Source organism: Mesorhizobium sp. WSM4819, assembly GCF_055811215.1.
Genome location: NZ_JBVVQO010000001.1, coordinates 147,151 through 162,224, shown reverse-complemented (window position 1 = coordinate 162,224; position 15,074 = coordinate 147,151). Strand labels below are relative to the sequence as shown.

The window sequence follows — 15,074 nt, the reverse complement described above, 5'->3', positions numbered from 1 at the left end:
ATGGGAAGGACCTGGAACAACAAGGCCTGGTTCATGGTGCTGCCGGTGCTGTTGCTGGTGGCTTTCTCGGCGATCATCCCGCTGATGACGGTCGTGAATTATTCGGTGCAGGACACTTTCGGCAACAACGTCTTCTTCTGGGCGGGCTCGGAATGGTTCGAGGAAATCCTGCATTCCGACCGGTTTTGGGAAGCGATGGGCCGCAACCTGATCTTCTCGGCCATCATCCTGGTCATCGAGATTCCACTCGGCATCTTCATTGCGCTCAACATGCCGAAGAAGGGCTGGGGCGTTCCGGTCTGCCTGGTGCTGATGGCGCTGCCGCTGCTCATCCCGTGGAACGTCGTCGGCACGATCTGGCAGGTGTTCGGCCGCGTCGACATCGGCCTGCTCGGATATTCGCTGCGGGCGCTCGGCTTCGACTACAACTATGTCAACGACCCGTTCGACGCCTGGATCACCGTCATTGTCATGGACGTCTGGCACTGGACGAGCCTCGTAGTCCTGCTCTGCTACGCAGGATTGGTTTCGATCCCCGACGCCTATTACCAGGCTGCCAAGATCGATGGGGCGTCGCGCTGGGCGATCTTCCGCTACATCCAGTTGCCGAAGATGAACCGGGTGCTGCTGATCGCGGTTCTGCTGCGCTTCATGGACAGTTTCATGATCTATACCGAACCGTTCGTCGTCACCGGCGGCGGGCCCGGCAACACCACCACTTTCCTGTCGATCGATCTGGTGAAGCTGGCCATCGGCGAGTTCAACCTCGGTGAGGCGGCGGCCATGTCGATCATCTATTTCCTGATTGTCATGCTCCTGTCCTGGGTGTTCTACACCGTCATGACAGCCTACGACGAGGAGCGGTGAGATGGCGCGCCTCGACGAAACCACGGCCAACGAACGAACGCTGATGCGGCAGACCCCCGCTACAGCGGAAGCGCAGACGGCGAACGCCGCGCTGGCCCGCAAGATGCGGCGACGCGGCGAGGAGTCACGGTTCTGGTGGCTGGTGCCGACGATCTACATCATCTTCCTGATGCTGCCGATCTACTGGCTGGTCAATATGAGCTTCAAGACCAACCAGGAGATCCTCGGCGCCTTCTCGCTTTGGCCGAGAAACCCGACGCTTGCCAATTACGCGGTCATTTTCAATGATCCGTCGTGGTACAGGGGCTACATCAACTCGATCATCTATGTGGTTATGAACACGGTGATTTCCGTCGCCGTGGCGCTACCGGCAGCCTATGCCTTCTCGCGCTACCGCTTCCTCGGTGACAAGCACCTGTTTTTCTGGCTGCTGACCAACCGCATGGCGCCGCCGGCGGTGTTCGCGCTGCCGTTCTTCCAGCTCTATTCGGCTTTCGGCCTGATCGACACGCACATCGCCGTGGCGCTGGCGCACTGCCTGTTCAACGTGCCGCTGGCGGTCTGGATCCTTGAAGGCTTCATGTCGGGCGTGCCGAAGGAGATTGACGAGACCGCCTATATCGACGGCTATTCCTTCCCGCGCTTCTTCCTCAGGATATTCATGCCGCTGATCGCGAGCGGTGTCGGCGTGGCCTGCTTCTTCTGCTTCATGTTCTCGTGGGTGGAGCTGCTGATCGCGCGGACGCTGACCACGACCGCGGCAAAACCGATCGCCGCGATCATGACGCGCACGGTCTCGGCCTCGGGCCTCGACTGGGGTGTGCTCGCTGCAGCCGGCGTGCTCACCATCCTTCCGGGCGCGCTCGTCATCTGGTTCGTGCGAAACTATATCGCCAAGGGCTTTGCCCTGGGGAGGGTGTGATGAAACGAACGCAAGAGTTCATGCGCAACACTATCGCCAAGGGCTTTGCCCTGGGGAGGGTTTGATCATGAGCTTCTCCTGGATGGCCTGGACCTGGCCGACCGCCGCCTTCTTCGGCACCATCTTCCTGCTGCTCTGCGGCATGGCGGTCTGGGAATATGCCTCGCCTGGCGGCAATCCGCGCATCGGCGTCTTGCGCTTCGAGACGACGCGGGGCGACCGTCTCTTCCTATCGCTGCTTGGCAGCGCCTTTATCCATCTCGCTTGGCTGGGTCTTGTCGGACCCAACCTGTGGTGGGCTCTCGCTCTCTCCGTGGTCTACGCCATCGGCGTGTTCCGCTACGTATAGAGGGGGAAACTGTTGGAGCATCCCCGGGGGCTGCTCCAGATAGCACTTGGAACTGAACAGTGGAGGAAATACATGCGAAGGCAATTTCTGACGTCAACGACTGCTCTGGTCCTGCTCCTCGGAGCCGGCCAGGCCTATGCCGGAATGGACGAAGCCAAGGCGTTTCTCGACGCCGAGATCAAGGACCTGTCGACGCTCGATCGCGCCGGCCAGGAAGCCGAGATGCAGTGGTTCATCGATGCTGCAAAGCCCTTTGCGGGCATGGACATCAAGGTCGTCTCGGAAACCATCGCGACGCACTCTTATGAATCGGCGACGCTGGCCAAGGCGTTCACCGACATCACCGGCATCAAGATCACCCATGATCTGATCGGCGAAGGCGATGTTGTCGAAAAGCTGCAGACGCAAATGCAGTCGGGCGAAAACATCTACGACGCCTATGTCAACGACTCCGACCTGATCGGCACCCATTGGCGCTACCAGCAGGCACGCAGCCTGACCGACTGGATGGCGAACGAGGGCAAGGACGTCACCAACCCGAACCTCGACCTCGCCGACTTCATCGGCACCAAGTTCACGACGGCTCCGGACGGCGACCTTTACCAACTGCCCGACCAGCAGTTCGCCAACCTTTACTGGTTCCGCTACGACTGGTTCAACGACGAGAAGAACAAGGCGGACTTCAAGGCGAAGTACGGCTACGACCTCGGCGTTCCCGTCAACTGGTCGGCCTATGAGGACATCGCCGAATTCTTCACCGGCCGCGAGATCGACGGCAAGAAAGTCTACGGCCATATGGACTACGGCAAGAAGGACCCGTCGCTCGGCTGGCGCTTCACCGATGCCTGGCTTTCGATGGCCGGCAATGGTGACAAGGGGCTGCCGAATGGTCTTCCGGTGGACGAATGGGGCATCAAGGTCGACGAGAAGTCGCGGCCGGTCGGCTCCTGCGTGGCTCGCGGCGGTGACACCAACGGTCCAGCGTCGGTCTATGCCATCCAGAAATATCTCGACTGGATGAAGGCTTACGCTCCGGCCGCTGCCCAGGGCATGACCTTCTCGGAATCCGGGCCAGTTCCGGCGCAGGGCGAAATTGCCCAGCAGATGTTCATGTACACGGCCTTCACCGCCAACATGGTGGAGGACGGCCTTCCCGTCGTGAACGAGGACGGTACGCCGAAATGGCGCTTCGCTCCGTCGCCGCATGGCGTGTACTGGAAGGACGGGATGAAGCTCGGCTACCAGGACGTGGGTTCGTGGACGCTGCTCAAGTCGACGCCTGACGACCGCGCCAAGGCAGCCTGGCTCTACGCGCAGTTCGTCACCTCGAAGACAGTCGATGTTAAGAAAGCCCATGTCGGCCTGACGCTGATCCGCGAGAGCACGATCCAGCACAAGAGCTTCACGGACCGCGCCCCGAAGCTCGGCGGCCTGATCGAGTTCTACCGCTCGCCGGCCCGCGTCCAGTGGTCGCCGACGGGTACGAACGTCCCTGACTATCCGAAGCTGGCGCAGCTTTGGTGGCAGGCGATCGGCGACGCCTCGTCGGGTGCCAAAACTCCGCAGGAGGCGATGGACTCGCTCTGTGCCGAGCAGGAAGAGGTGCTTGAGCGCCTCGAGCGCGCCGGCGTGCAGGGCGACATCGGACCGAAACTCGCCGAGGAAAAAACCCTCGAGGAGTGGAACGCCGATGCCGTCGCCAAGGGCAATCTCGCGCCGCAGCTGAAAATCGAGCCGGAGAAGGACAAGCCGCAGACCATCAACTACGACGAGCTGGTCAAGAGCTGGAGCAACTGAGCATCGGTCCGGGCGTTCGCGCCCGCATCACACCAATCGGGGGAGGCGGCATCTTGCCGTCTCCCCTGTTTGCGCCGAGGGAGTGAGAATGACTGGCTTTATCCTAGCAATCGACCAGGGGACGACGTCGAGCCGGGCGATCCTGTTCGACGGTGACATGAAGGTCGTAGGCAGCGGCCGGAAGGAATTCACCCAGCATTATCCGGCCTCCGGCTGGGTAGAGCATGATCCGGAGGAAATCTGGTCGAGTGTTTTGGCGACGACGAAAGCTGCGCTGAAGAGCGCCGGCCGCGATGCATCGGATGTCGCGGCAATCGGCATCACCAACCAGCGCGAGACCGTCGTCATCTGGGACAGGGCGACCGGCAGGCCGATCCATAACGCGATCGTCTGGCAGGACCGCCGCACCGCGCCGCTGTGCCAGAAATTGAAGAAGCAGGGACTGGAGAAGAAGTTCACCAGGAAGACCGGCCTGCTGCTCGATCCCTATTTCTCCGGTACCAAGATCGCCTGGATGCTGGACAAGGTGAAGGGCGCCAGAAAACGCGCCGAGAAAGGCGAATTGCTGGCTGGCACCATCGACAGCTTTCTGATCTGGCGGCTGACCGGCGGCAAGGTGCACGCAACCGATGCCACCAATGCCTCGCGCACGCTGGTCTACAACATCGAAAGGAATGTATGGGACGACGAACTCCTGGCCATTCTCGGCATACCGGCAAAAATGCTGCCGCAGGTGAAGGATTGCGCCGACGACTATGGGTTCACGGAGAAAAGCCTGTTCGGCGCAGAGATAAAAATCCTCGGTGTTGCCGGCGACCAGCACGCGGCGACTATCGGCCAGGCCTGTTTCGAGCCGGGCATGATGAAATCGACCTATGGCACGGGCTGCTTCGCGCTGCTCAACACCGGCAGCGATCTGGTGCGTTCGAAGAACCGTCTGTTGACGACCATTGCCTACAGGCTGAACGGCAAGACCACCTATGCGCTGGAAGGGTCGATCTTCATCGCCGGTGCTGCCGTGCAATGGCTGCGCGACGGCATCAAGGTGATCGGCAAGGCCGAGCAGAGCGGCGTGCTGGCGGCGAGCGCCGACCCGACCCAGCAAGTCTATCTGGTGCCGGCTTTCGTCGGGCTTGGCGCGCCGCATTGGGACGCCGAGGCGCGTGGCGCCATCTTTGGGCTGACCCGCAATTCTGGCCCGGCGGAATTTGCCCGTGCCGCACTCGAATCCGTTGCGTTCCAGACGCGCGACCTGCTCGACGCGATGCGCAAGGACTGGAAGGGCGCGTCGGCGAAGACCGTTCTCAGGGTCGATGGCGGCATGGTGGCGTCGGACTGGACGATGCAGCGGCTTGCCGACATCCTCGATGCGCCGGTCGACCGTCCGACCATCCTGGAGACGACGGCGCTCGGCGCGGCATGGCTGGCCGGCTCGAAGGCGGGCGTCTGGCCGAAGACAAGGGAATTCGCCAGGAGCTGGGCGCTGGAGCGACGGTTTCGACCGGACATGGATGCATCGGTCCGTTCCGCAAAGCTGGCGGGTTGGCGCCATGCTGTGCGCCGGACACTGAGCACGCTGTAGATTCGCACAGCAAAGAGCCTGCGCCGTTACCGGCGCAGGCTCTTTCAACAACCCGTTCCTTGTTATCAATAGGGCGAGATGCACTGCCGGCGGGGGCCATAGTAAGGCTTAAACGTGTTGTCGTAGGCCCGGTAAGATCTGTAGCGGCTGTAGCACCACTCCACGTGCGCATCGCCGCGATAGATGCGGCGGCTCTGGTTGTTGATGATTGCGCCGGTGATCAGCGCGCCGGTAGCGAAGGCCGCCAGCGGGAACCAGAAGTCGTTGTAGCGGCGATAGCCAGGACGATAGTAGCGATAGCCGCGATAGCCGCGCCAATACCTGAAATCGTCGTTACGGGCGAAACGACGAAAATCGCGGCGGGAAAAATCGCGGCGGGAGAAATCGCGGCGGGAGAAATCGCGACGGAACTCGCGGCGAGAGAAATCGCGACGGAAATCACGGCGAGAGAAATCGCGACGGAAATCACGGCGAGAGAAATCGCGACGGAAATCACGGCGGAAATCGCGACGCGAGAAATCCCGGTTCCTCCACCTCCACCGTTCATCCTGAACGGTCTGGACATCCGACGAGACGTTCTGACCCAGCGGCACGTAGATGGGCTGGGCGTTGACGGGCACGATCTGCGCTACAGCGAATGATGCTGACAGCACGGTCGCCAGCAAGCCCGACATGATCCTGTTCATGGCCTTCTCCTTGATAGCGTCGTCCCTTGTAGCGACAAAAACGGGCAGGTTGCGCAATTGTTCCGCGAAAAATAGCAAGCTGCTGATTTGTAATACGTCTCGGCATTTGTGCGAGACGGCCGCTCCGATCTGGTCGAGACGGTTTGCGAGGCGTCATGAGACCGCGAAAAGTCCGGCTCGCGGGGCCTCTTTTTCCGGTTGACCGTTCGTGACACTCTCCCTATGTTCCGCGCAATTTCGAGGGCGGCATCCTGAGCCCGCGGGAGCGCGTAGCTCAGCCGGTAGAGCAACTGACTTTTAATCAGTAGGTCCAGGGTTCGAATCCCTGCGCGCTCACCATTTTTTCTCTGAAAATCAACAGGTTAGCGTTCCTGTTCCCGGTCTAAAGCGAGATGCTTCATGACGCCTTGGGTTTTCCAGCAGCGTCGAGCCAGGTTCTCTCAAGAATCGTCTCGATCACACCAGCGAGACATTGCCGCCGGCGTGGCGCTCCAGCCGGCCGGCTAGGTCGAGTTCCAGCAGCACCATGAAAATCTGGGCGGGATGCAGGCCGGTGTGGCGGATGATTTCGTCGATCGCCACCGGCGTTGGGCCGAGCGCTTCGATGACGCGGGCGCGGTCGCCTTCGCCGGGTGGCGGCGTTGCCGAAAAGTCGGGCGGCTCTTCGAACGACGCCGTCCTTGGCGCCAGTGCGCCGACCAGCGGCGCGATCGCACCGGTAATGTCCGATGCCTCGGTGACCAGGGTGGCGCCGTCCTTGAGCAAGGCGTTGGCGCCGGCGGCGCGCGGATCGAGCGGCGAGCCGGGGACGGCGAAGACCAGCCGGCCCATCTCGCCGGCAAGCCTGGCGCTGATCAGCGAGCCGGAGCGCAGCGCCGCCTCGACCACGACCAGCCCCAATGCCGCACCGGCGACAAGGCGGTTGCGGCGCGGGAAATCCTGGGCGCGCGGCTGCCAGCCAAAGGGCATCTCTGAAATTATGGCGCCGCCGCGCTCGGCAATCTCGTCGCACAGTGCGGCATTCTCGGGCGGGTAGGGCTGGTCGAGGCCGCCGGCCAGCACACCGATCGTGCCTGACGCAAGGCTGCCCTGATGTGCTGCCGTGTCGATGCCGCGCGCCAGGCCGGAGACGATGCCGAAGCCGTCGCGGCCGAGTTCGGCGGCGAGCGTCCGCGCCATCTTGATGCCGGCCAGCGAGGCATTGCGGGCGCCGACTATGGCGACCGCCGGCAGCCGGAACACCGCGCCTTCGCCCTTGACCGCGAGCAGCGGCGGCGGATGGTCCATGCTTTTCATCAGCGGCGGATAGTCGGCCTCGCCAATGCCGACGAAGCGGGCGCCGGCGCGCCGTGCGGTCTCCAGTTCCGCCTCGGCCTCGGCCATCGTCGGGATGCGGACGGTCTTTCTGGCGCCGCCCGAAACCATCAGCTCGGGCAGCATCTCGAACGCCGTCTCGGCCGAGCCAAAACGGTTGATCAGGTCGCGAAAGGTGGCGGGGCCGACATTCGGCGTGCGGATCAAACGAAGCCAGCTCAACCGCTGCCGGTCGCTGAGCCGCGTCCCGGCGGCGCGCTGGCTCACTCCCTGGCTCCGATCTTGTTCTCGGTGCCGGCTAGCAGCCGGGTAATGTTGGCCCGGTGTTTTATGATGGCGATCAGGCTCATCAGCGCGAACAGCCCGGCAATCTCGGGCGTGCTGAGGACATAGAGCGAGATCGGCACGACGATTGCTGCCGTCAGCGCCGCCAGCGAGGAATAGCGGAACAGGAAAGCCATGGCCAGCCAGACGACGGCAAAGATCAGCGCCACCTGCCAGGCAAGAGCGATCAGCACGCCGAGATAGGTGGCGACCCCCTTGCCGCCCTTGAAACCGAGCCAGACCGGGAAGAGATGGCCGAAAAAGGCGCCGAGGCCGGCCCAGAGCCCGAGCTCCGGGGCAAAGTAACCGGCGATCAGCACCGCCGCCGTGCCTTTCAGCGCGTCGAGCAGCAGCGTGGCGGCAGCCAGGCCCTTGTTGCCGGTGCGCAGCACATTGGTGGCGCCGATATTGCCGGAGCCGATGTTGCGGACGTCGCCAAGGCCAGCGGCACGGGTGATCAGGAGGCCGAACGGGATCGAGCCGAGCAGATAGCCGAACACCAGCGCCAAGACGATGCCGTAAGCCATTGTTCCCCCGGATATGCCCTAAAGCGCGTCGCGTTTGACCGGCCTCATGCGACGCGCTTTAGGTTGTTCTCTTATGCATGTCGTAATTGCAAAACCGCTGCGCACCCTCGGGTCAGGTCCGAGGGCATGCTTTTGCGCGACATGCATTAGGCTGAAAACACTGTGCGGCCCGCCACCATCGTTTGCAAGACCTTGCCCTGCAGCCGCGCGCCCTCGAAACAGGTGTTTTTCGAGCGCGAACGGATGCCGCTTTCGCTGACGATCCATGGCTCGTCGAGATCGACCAGCGCAAGGTCGGCGACCGCACCCGGCTTCAGCGTGCCGCCGGGCAGGCCGAACAGTCTTGCCGGCGCAGTGGACAACGTCTCAACCAACCTGAGCAGCGTCATTTCGCCATTGTGGTAGAGCCGCAGCGCCGCGCCGAGCAGCGTTTCCAGTCCGATGGCACCGGCCGCGGCGTCGGCGAAAGGCAGCCGCTTGGTGTCGACGTCCTGCGGGTCGTGCGAGGATACGATGATGTCGATGGTGCCGTCCTTGACCGCCTCGATCATCGCCAGCCGGTCCTCCTCGGCGCGCAGCGGCGGCGTCAGCCGGAAGAAGGTGCGGTATTCGCCGACATCGTTCTCGTTGAGCGACAGATTGTGGATCGAGACGCCTGCCGTGACTTTGGCGCCGTCGGCCTTGGCCCTCGTTACCGCGTTTGCCGCCATCGCAGTCGAAATCTTGGCCGCGTGATAGGCGCCGCCAGTCAGCCGCGCCAGCGCAAGGTCGCGTTCCAGCGGAATGGACTCGGCCTCGCGCGGAATGCCGGCAAGGCCGAGCCAGCTGGCATAGAGGCCTTCGTTCATGACGCCTGACGAAGCGAGTTCAGCGTCCTGGGTTTCATGCGCGATCACGCCGCCGAAATCGCGCGCATAGGTCAGCGCGCGGCGCATCACCAGTGCGCTTGCTATGGTGTGCCGCCCGTCGGTGAAGGCGATCGCGCCGGCCTCGCGCAGCAGGCCGAATTCGGTCATCTCGCGGCCTTCGAGCCCCTTGGTGATCGCCGCCGCCGGAAAGATGTTGACGACGGCCGTATCCTTGGCGGTGCGCAGCACGAATTCGACCAGCGCGACGTTGTCGATCACCGGTTCGGTGTCGGGCATCATGACGATGGAAGTGACGCCGCCGGCGGCCGCCGCCACGCTGGCCGAGGCGATGGTCTCGCGGTGCTCGCCGCCCGGCTCGCCGATGAAGACGCGCGCATCGATCAGGCCGGGAATGATTGCCTTGCCGGCGCAGTCGATGACGGTAGCATCTTGCGGGGCGCCCTGGTTCAAGGCTGCCTTGCCGGCTGCGACGATCTTGCGGCCCTCGACAATGACAGTGCCGACCTCATCGATGCCGCGCGACGGATCAACGATGCGGGCCCGGCTGAAGACCGTTGTGCTCATCGGGCAAGTTCGCGATTGCGGCGGGGATCGAGCAGCGCTTCCATCACCGCCATGCGCACGGCAACACCCATCTCCACCTGTTCCTGGATGACGCTCTGCGGACCGTCGGCGATTTCCGAGGCGATCTCAACGCCGCGGTTCATCGGGCCGGGATGCATGACCAGGGCGCCGTCCTTGGCCGCCTTCAGCTTCTCGGCGTCGAGGCCGAAATAGTGGAAATACTCACGCACCGAAGGCACGAAGGCGCCTTCCATGCGCTCGCGCTGCAGCCGCAGCATCATCACCACATCCGCGTCCTTGAGCCCTTCGGCCATCGAACGGGTGACGATCACGCCCATTTTCTCGATGCCGGCGGGCAAAAGCGTCGACGGCGCCACGACGCGCACCTGCGCGCCGAGCGCATTGAGCAGCATGATGTTGGAACGCGCCACGCGCGAATGCAGGATGTCGCCGCAGATCGCCACGATCAGCTTCGACAGCGGGCCCCTGGCGCGGCGGATGGTCAGCGCGTCGAGCAGCGCCTGCGTCGGGTGCTCATGGGCGCCGTCGCCGGCATTGATCACCGAGCAGCCGACCTTTTGCGCGAGCAGCGCGGCGGCGCCCGCCGACTGGTGGCGGATGATCAGGATGTCGGGATGCATGGCGTTCAGCGTCATCGCCGTGTCGATCAGCGTCTCGCCCTTCTTCACCGAAGAACTGGCCACCGACATGTTCATGACGTCGGCGCCGAGCCGTTTTCCGGCCAGTTCGAACGACGATTGGGTACGGGTCGAAGCTTCGTAGAACAGATTGATCTGGGTGCGGCCACGCAGCGTCGAGGCCTTCTTCTCCGACTGCCGCGAGATCGCGACCGACCGGTCCGCCCTGTCCAGCAAAAGCTCGATGTCGGCGGGGGAAAGATCGCGGATGCCCAGAAGATGGCGGTGAGGGTAGAGTGGCAGGGACGAAGCGTCGGTCATCTCAAGGCGCTGCTATAGGGTGGAGGACCTTTGGCTGCAAGCACCAGCTTTGGATTGCGGCCTTTCTCCCCGGTATTTTCGTCGCGCGCGTTGCGCGGCTTGGGCTATATCTAGCTGATGGCTTCGGATTCGTGGCCTTGTGATGATAAGGACAGTGTGTGACCGACGACGTGACGAACCAGCCGCCGCCGCTGGCAGGCGGCAACGCCTGGCGAGGCGATCCGTTGCTGATCCAGCTTGCCGAGCGTTTTTCCGATCCGGTGCGCAAGGATATCGATGGGCTTGGCCGTTTCGTGCTGACGCAGGAGGCGCAGGAACTGGCTCGCCTCGCCAATGTCGAGACGCCGAAGCTCAGGACCCATGACCGCCAGGGCCGGCGCATCGATCTGGTCGAGTTCCATCCAGCCTATCATGCGCTGATGCGCCGGTCGGTGGCGAACGGACTGCATTCGTCGGTCTGGGAAAATGGCGATGCCGAGATCGGCCGCCGTCATCAGGTGCGGGCCGCCCGTTTCTACCTGACGGCGCAGCTCGAAACAGGGCATCTCTGTCCCATCACCATGACCAGCGCCTCGCTGGCAGCGCTGATGGCAAGCCCAAAACTGTTTCGCGAATGGGCGCCACGGGTGACGACACGCAAATACGACCAGAGCCAGAAGCCGCCGGTCGAAAAAGCCGGGCTGACGCTCGGCATGGGCATGACCGAGAAGCAGGGCGGCACCGACGTCCGCGCCAACGTCACCAGGGCCGAGCGCGCCGGCAGCAGCTTCTATCGGCTGACCGGCCACAAATGGTTCATGTCGGCGCCGATGTCGGATGCGTTCCTGGTGCTTGGACAGGCGCCGGAAGGACTTTCGTGCTTTCTCGTTCCGCGCATTCTCGGCGATGGCTCGGGCAACGGCTTCCGCTTCCAGCGGCTGAAGGACAAGCTTGGCAACCGCTCCAACGCCTCGTCCGAAGTCGAGTTCGTCAATGCCATCGGCGAGATGGTCGGCGAGCCCGGGGCAGGCGTCAAGACGATCATGGATATGGTGACGCTGACCCGGCTCGACTGCGCGATCGCCTCGTCGGCGATCATGCGAGCCGGGCTGGCCGAAGCCGTCCACCACACCCGTCACCGCCAGGTGTTTGGAACCAATCTGATCGAGCAGCCGCTGATGCAGCGCGTGCTGGCCGACATGGCGCTCGACGTCGCCGCCGCCACCGCGCTGTCATTCCGACTGGCGCGCTCTTTCGACGAGGCGGCCGGCGATCGCGGCGAGGCGGCTTTTGCGCGCGCCATGACGCCGGTCGTCAAATACTGGGTCTGCAAGATCGCACCGCCGCTGCTCTATGAGGCGATGGAGTGTCTCGGCGGCAATGGCTATGTCGAGGAGGCCCCGCTCGCCCGCTACTATCGCGAAGCTCCGGTCAACGCGATCTGGGAGGGATCCGGCAATGTCATGGCGCTCGATGTGCTGCGCGTGCTGGGGCGTGCACCCGGCCTGTTCGAGGAGGTGCTGTCCGGCATCGATCGCGATCTCGGCGCCGGCGGACGCGGCACCGTCGGTGTGCTCAAGGCAGCCATGCAGGTCGCGGCAACCGACGAGGGCTCGGCGCGTCTGCTCACCGAGCAACTGGCGCTGTCGGCGGCGGCGGCGGAGCTTCGCAGGCTGGGGGCAGGGCGGATCGCCGACGCCTTCGTCGAGACGCGCCTCGCCGGCCAGTGGCGCAACACCTATGGCATGCTCGATTCACGCCATGACGCGCGCATGATCATCGACACGCTGTACCCACCGGTCACCTGAAGCGACTTCGGCAAGGTTTCTCGTCGTCTGTCACGCCGCTAGATGATTGCGAGCGCGGCGCAAACAATCTGAGACTGTGGGAACTCCCACGTTCGCGCCCGATTAGATAGGGTTGTATACGGCGACGACAGGCTCATGCGCAGCGAGATGGGAATGGCAGTCAATTTCAGCGAGCTTCTGGACGCGTTCGAATTCGTGAACTCCGGCGGAGCCGGCGAAAATCAGGCCTATCTGTGCAAGGAGACAGGCAAGATCTACTGGCATTCCGACTGGGCGGACAATGTTGAAGAACTGCCTGACGACGTCGAGGACAGCGAGAGATACATCGCCATCCCGGACAAGCGCGAGCTCGATCTCGGCAAACCGCTGGTGCTGGCATTCGCGCGCCACCACCTGCCCGACGATTACGACAAGGTTCGAGAGATCTTCAGCCGGTCGGGTGCCTATGCCCGCTTCAAGGATCTTTTGGAGCACAGGGGCGCCATTGATCGATGGTACGAGTTCGAGCAAAAAGCCACGGAAGAGGCGTTGAAGACCTGGTGCGCGGATAACGACATCAAGGTCAGCAGCTGAAGTTGAGGTATCAAGCGTCTGGTGGTGTCAGGATCGTTCCGATGACTGGCCCCAGGGCCTATTGGGGAGCGGGCGAAATCCACGTCCAAGCCACGGTATCAGGCGAGATAACGCTCAACGCCGCTGTGGATGACCGTTAACCTTAACAAATGGTTTCCATTGCGGCGGCAAGCCGCAAAGCCCACTGTCCTGTCTACGGAAGCAGGAACGCTATGCGGCATATATTGAGCTCCTTGACGGCGAACGCGGCGGCGCACAACTCGGCGCTCTCGCGCATTTCAGGCAGCCTGGACGCGAACCTGGGGCTGGACACGAACTTGAGGCCGGACACGCCCTTGAGGGCGGACACGCCCTTGAGGGACAGCTGATGCGCACCTTGTTCGCGCTATGGGCGACGCCGCTCGCCCTGTTCTGGGGCTGGTTCTTCCTGTCGCTCAACGACATCAATTTCGGCTATGTCATGCTGAGCCGCCAATTGCATGACCTCGTTTTCCAGCTCTATGGCGAGATGCTTGGCATCGATCCGGCGCTCATCCCCGGCATGGTGGCGAAGGCCTGCATCCTCGACAGCCTGCTGCTCATGGCGTTCTGGGCGTTTCGCCGGCGCCGGGTGATCGGTGGCTGGATCAGGATAATGCGCGACCGCTATTTCGACCAGGCGTCGACGCCGAGCGCCTGAAGCCGGTCGAGCGCGCCTTGCAGAATGAAGGCCGCCGCGGCCGAATCGATCTTGCCGGCGCGTTTGCGGCGCGAAAAATCCATCTCGATCAGCGTCCGCTCGGCCGCCACCGTCGACAGCCGCTCGTCCCACAAGACGAAGGGCAGGTCGGTCACACCAGCCATGTTACGGGCGAAGGCGCGGGATTTCTGGGCGCGCGGGCCTTCCGACCCGTCCATGTTGACCGGCAGGCCGAGCACCACGGCCCCGACATTCTCTTTCTCCAGCAAGGCGAGCAGCACTGCGGCATCCAGCGAGAATTTCCTGCGCATGATGACGGGACGCGGGTGGGCGAAGGCAAAGCTCCGGTCGGAAACCGCCACGCCAATCGTCTTGTCGCCAAGGTCGAGCCCGGCCAGCGTCTTGCCGCCGCCGAGCCGCGCCGGCAACTCCTCGATGGTGATGATGCTCAACGGCTTTCCTCGGACTACACGCCGCAAAGGACGCTGTGGGACTTTAATTTCACTGCCGGCGTTCTATCCTTTGGCGAAGCAAAAATCGAGGAAGGCATTCATGAAACTGACCTGGTACGGACATTCCGCATTTCGCGTCGAAACCGCCGAGGCGAAAATCCTCATCGATCCCTACCTGATCGGCAATCCGTCATGGACGGGCGGCTGGGAAGAGCCGGCGGAAGGGGTCACCCATGTTCTGTTGACCCACGGCCACAGCGACCACATCAGCGGTGCGCTTGAAGTGCTCGGGAAAAGCGGCGCCATGCTGGTCGCCAATTTCGAGGTCTGCATGTACCTGGTCGGCAAGGGCGTCAGCGACAAGAAGATCAATCCGGGCAATATCGGCGGCACGATCGATTGCGGCGGCTTCACCACCACCTTCGTCCAGGCGCTGCATTCCTCGTCGTTCCCGGGCGACAAGGGCCAGAACACCTATCTCGGCAATCCCGGAGGCCTCGTGCTGCATTTCCAGGAAGACAAGACGCTCTATCATATGGGCGACACCGACATCTTTTCCGACATGGCGCTGATCAACGAACTGCACGAGCCGAAGATCGGCATCGTGCCGATCGGCGACCGCTTCACCATGGGCGGCGCGGTGGCAGCCCTTGCCTGCCGGCGCTTCTTTCAGTTCGAGACGGTCATTCCCAGTCACTTCGGCACGTTTCCGATCATCGACCAGGCCGCCGACAAGTTCGTCGCGGGGTTGGAGGGATCCGGCGTGAAGGTGGCGTTGCCGGAGATCGGCGGGATGATTAGCTTGTAGAAGACGCTAGGTATA

15 protein-coding genes and 1 tRNA gene are annotated in these 15,074 nt (G+C 63.0%); 10 read left to right on the top strand and 6 right to left on the bottom strand.

Annotation, left to right across the window (positions count from 1 at the left end; all coding sequences use genetic code 11):
• From AC0L18_RS00755 to glpK, 5 genes are all read left to right on the top strand, one after another.
• A complete protein-coding gene (locus tag AC0L18_RS00755; protein ID WP_473490230.1) occupies positions 1-867 on the top strand; it encodes a carbohydrate ABC transporter permease in 867 nt (288 codons plus the stop codon).
• A gap of 43 nt (positions 868-910) precedes the next feature.
• Positions 911-1,789: a carbohydrate ABC transporter permease gene (locus tag AC0L18_RS00750; protein WP_413468417.1), complete on the top strand. Its 879-nt coding sequence runs from the start codon at positions 911-913 to the stop codon at positions 1,787-1,789.
• A gap of 67 nt (positions 1,790-1,856) precedes the next feature.
• Positions 1,857-2,138: a DUF2160 domain-containing protein gene (locus tag AC0L18_RS00745; RefSeq protein WP_023801186.1), complete on the top strand. Its 282-nt coding sequence runs from the start codon at positions 1,857-1,859 to the stop codon at positions 2,136-2,138.
• Positions 2,139-2,210: 72 nt separating this feature from the next.
• Positions 2,211-3,935, top strand: coding sequence for an ABC transporter substrate-binding protein (locus tag AC0L18_RS00740; RefSeq protein WP_473490229.1), 1,725 nt, complete (start codon positions 2,211-2,213; stop codon positions 3,933-3,935).
• An 88-nt stretch (positions 3,936-4,023) separates the two neighbouring features.
• The gene (glpK, locus tag AC0L18_RS00735) at positions 4,024-5,517 is read left to right on the top strand and encodes a glycerol kinase GlpK (protein WP_473490228.1); all 1,494 of its coding nucleotides are present in this window, start codon (positions 4,024-4,026) and stop codon (positions 5,515-5,517) included.
• A gap of 65 nt (positions 5,518-5,582) precedes the next feature.
• Here glpK and AC0L18_RS00730 read toward each other — a convergent pair whose 3' ends face one another.
• Complete coding sequence (locus AC0L18_RS00730; RefSeq protein WP_473490227.1) at positions 5,583-6,203, bottom strand: BA14K family protein; 621 nt, start codon at positions 6,201-6,203, stop codon at positions 5,583-5,585.
• Between the two features lie 263 nt (positions 6,204-6,466).
• On the opposite strand from AC0L18_RS00730, the gene AC0L18_RS00725 reads away from it, so the two are divergent.
• Positions 6,467-6,542, top strand: a tRNA-Lys gene (locus tag AC0L18_RS00725).
• A gap of 117 nt (positions 6,543-6,659) precedes the next feature.
• On the opposite strand, the gene dprA is transcribed toward AC0L18_RS00725, so the two are convergent.
• From dprA to AC0L18_RS00705, 4 genes are all read right to left on the bottom strand, one after another.
• Positions 6,660-7,784, bottom strand: a complete 1,125-nt coding sequence (gene dprA, locus AC0L18_RS00720; protein WP_473490226.1) for a DNA-processing protein DprA — start codon at positions 7,782-7,784, stop codon at positions 6,660-6,662.
• Entirely contained in the window at positions 7,781-8,368 is a 588-nt protein-coding gene (gene plsY / locus AC0L18_RS00715) for a glycerol-3-phosphate 1-O-acyltransferase PlsY (protein WP_473490225.1), read from the bottom strand. Before plsY ends, dprA begins: the two co-directional genes overlap by 4 nt.
• Before the next feature lie 146 nt (positions 8,369-8,514).
• Positions 8,515-9,801 (bottom strand): dihydroorotase, encoded by a 1,287-nt coding sequence (locus tag AC0L18_RS00710; protein WP_473490224.1) that lies wholly within the window; start codon positions 9,799-9,801, stop codon positions 8,515-8,517.
• On the bottom strand, positions 9,798-10,760 hold the full coding sequence (locus AC0L18_RS00705) for an aspartate carbamoyltransferase catalytic subunit (RefSeq protein WP_473490223.1): 963 nt from the start codon (positions 10,758-10,760) through the stop codon (positions 9,798-9,800). Before AC0L18_RS00705 ends, AC0L18_RS00710 begins: the two co-directional genes overlap by 4 nt.
• Before the next feature lie 158 nt (positions 10,761-10,918).
• On the opposite strand from AC0L18_RS00705, the gene AC0L18_RS00700 reads away from it, so the two are divergent.
• From AC0L18_RS00700 to AC0L18_RS00690, 3 genes are all read left to right on the top strand, one after another.
• Positions 10,919-12,547: a DNA alkylation response protein gene (locus AC0L18_RS00700; protein WP_473490222.1), complete on the top strand. Its 1,629-nt coding sequence runs from the start codon at positions 10,919-10,921 to the stop codon at positions 12,545-12,547.
• Between the two features lie 153 nt (positions 12,548-12,700).
• Positions 12,701-13,120, top strand: a complete 420-nt coding sequence (locus AC0L18_RS00695; protein WP_473490221.1) for a UPF0158 family protein — start codon at positions 12,701-12,703, stop codon at positions 13,118-13,120.
• Positions 13,121-13,487: 367 nt separating this feature from the next.
• Positions 13,488-13,799 carry a DUF6105 family protein gene (locus tag AC0L18_RS00690; protein WP_023801196.1) on the top strand — a complete coding sequence of 104 codons (312 nt, stop codon included), beginning with the start codon at positions 13,488-13,490 and terminating at the stop codon, positions 13,797-13,799.
• On the opposite strand, the gene ruvX is transcribed toward AC0L18_RS00690, so the two are convergent.
• The gene (gene ruvX, locus AC0L18_RS00685) at positions 13,766-14,251 is read right to left on the bottom strand and encodes a Holliday junction resolvase RuvX (RefSeq protein WP_473490220.1); all 486 of its coding nucleotides are present in this window, start codon (positions 14,249-14,251) and stop codon (positions 13,766-13,768) included. The genes AC0L18_RS00690 and ruvX overlap by 34 nt on opposite strands.
• 100 nt (positions 14,252-14,351) lie before the next feature.
• On the opposite strand from ruvX, the gene AC0L18_RS00680 reads away from it, so the two are divergent.
• The gene (locus AC0L18_RS00680) at positions 14,352-15,059 is read left to right on the top strand and encodes a metal-dependent hydrolase (RefSeq protein ID WP_473490219.1); all 708 of its coding nucleotides are present in this window, start codon (positions 14,352-14,354) and stop codon (positions 15,057-15,059) included.
• Positions 15,060-15,074 lie beyond the last annotated feature (15 nt).